Origin of the sequence: Sphingobacterium bovisgrunnientis, assembly GCF_009829085.1 — a bacterium.
GTDB classification, from domain to species: domain Bacteria; phylum Bacteroidota; class Bacteroidia; order Sphingobacteriales; family Sphingobacteriaceae; genus Sphingobacterium; species Sphingobacterium bovisgrunnientis.
In genome coordinates this window covers 1-1,846 of the sequence record NZ_WUQY01000072.1, presented here as the reverse complement: position 1 = coordinate 1,846, position 1,846 = coordinate 1, and the positions used below count along the sequence as shown (strand labels likewise).

Genomic DNA, 1,846 nt, shown 5'->3' with positions numbered 1-1,846 from the left:
ATAGAGTAGGAAGGTAATCATTATTTGATTACCTGACCCCTCACACCACCGTACGTGCCGTTCGGCATACGGCGGTTCATTAAACATTAACAGTTTTTGGGACTATTATATCGGTAAGATATAGTAGTCCTTCTTTCTTTAAGAATGCATTGGTAAGCGTTCGTTTCAAGATTGGGCTATTTACCGTTCGCCACGGCCCTTTACGAGTATTACCCCATTGATAAGCTTTGTTAGAAGTCACACCTAGTTTCTTAAGCTCCTTCACACGCGTCTTGATCCGTTTCCATTGGCTCCAGTAGCAGAGCCTAACACGGCTACGTGTCCACTCGTCTAGGGTTTCAAATATGCTACGCGCTTCACTTAACTTGAAGTAACTAACCCATCCTTGGTTCAATCGTCGGATTTGTATCATCCGTTCCCCCATAGAAACAGGGCTTCTGCGACTAGTAATCTTACGGATTTTATCCTTGTAGATACTAATACTTTTACCGTGTACACTAATGCCTTTGCTGCCTTTCTTATGGTAAAACGTAAACCCAAGTAACCGCGTGCGCCAAGGACGAGTAACAACACTCTTTTCTAAATTTACTTTCAGTTTTAGTTCCTTTTCAATGTACTTACTAATGCTTTCCATTACACGATCCCCAGCACGTTTACTTCTAACATAAATACTACAGTCATCTGCATAGCGAACAAAACGGTGACCACGGCTTTCCAGTTCCTTATCTAGTTTATCTAGTATAATATTGGAAAGTAGAGGGCTTAATGGACCGCCTTGTGGAACCCCCTGTTTGCAAGAAGTCAATTTCCCTTCATCACAAATATCGGCACGAAGGATGCGATGAATTAGTTTCAGAACTCGCTTGTCAATGATCTTCTTGCTTAATTCATTCATTAGGTAATCGTGGTTAACTCGGTCAAAGAATTGCGCCAGGTCTAGATCCACAACATGACTATATCCCAAGTTGATGTATTCTTTGGCTTTTACTAATGCCTGGTGTGCATTCTTCTCTGAACGAAAACCATAGCTATGTTCCGAAAACTCAGGATCATACATTTTCACCAAAACCTGAGAGATAGATTGTTGGATAAGCCTATCCATATAGGTAGGAATACCCAATAAACGTTCTCCGCCATTGGGTTTAGGGATTTTAACACGTTTAATGGACGATGGACGATATTCTCCCTGCTCTAGTTGTAGTTTAATATGACGCCATTCACATGCGATCTGTTCTTTAAATTCAACGTGACCGACTTTATCAGTACCGGGCGCGCCTTTGTTGCCTACAACCTGATCGTACGCCTGATGAAGATTGCTACTACTAATAATTTCTTCGAGTAACATGTTGTTTTGCATTTTTTTCCCTGTTTCCGTGTTTTCTATTTCTTTCAAGATATCGTTAAGCGCTCCCTGCTACTTTTCTGCTTCCAGCATATCCCTTGCAGGGCAGCTCTCCATTCGGAGTTTTCTGCTTTCTTTACGATAATCCCAGTTCCCATAAATTAAACGGACGTTTAATGTTCAGCCCTTCCTTTAAAAAAAAAAAGTACTACGGCCTCTGCTGACTTCTGTCAAACCAGTCATGTATCGCTACAAAACCTTGTTCCTTAAGGAGTCGCTCCTCCAGCCGGCAACAGTGAGACAGATCTCCCCGGGTAAGAACGTGAACTTTCTCTCCATATACCTGTCGAATATACAGCGGGATGTTTCGGATAGTTTCGGGCTTTGTCTTGTTATGCAGACTCACCCACATCCAACTGCCTAATTCGCTTCCTGTACGTCAGGCCAGAGATTTACCGCCGGCTTCCTTCAGATTCCTCCTCACGGAGGACACCCTTGCCTTAA

General features: G+C 42.7%; 1 protein-coding gene. It reads right to left on the bottom strand.

Annotated elements, in window-relative coordinates; translation table 11 throughout:
• Positions 1 to 79 precede the first annotated feature (79 nt).
• Complete coding sequence (gene ltrA / locus GOQ16_RS17110; RefSeq protein WP_160070408.1) at positions 80 to 1,345, bottom strand: group II intron reverse transcriptase/maturase; 1,266 nt, start codon at positions 1,343 to 1,345, stop codon at positions 80 to 82.
• Between the last annotated feature and the right edge of the window lie 501 nt (positions 1,346 to 1,846).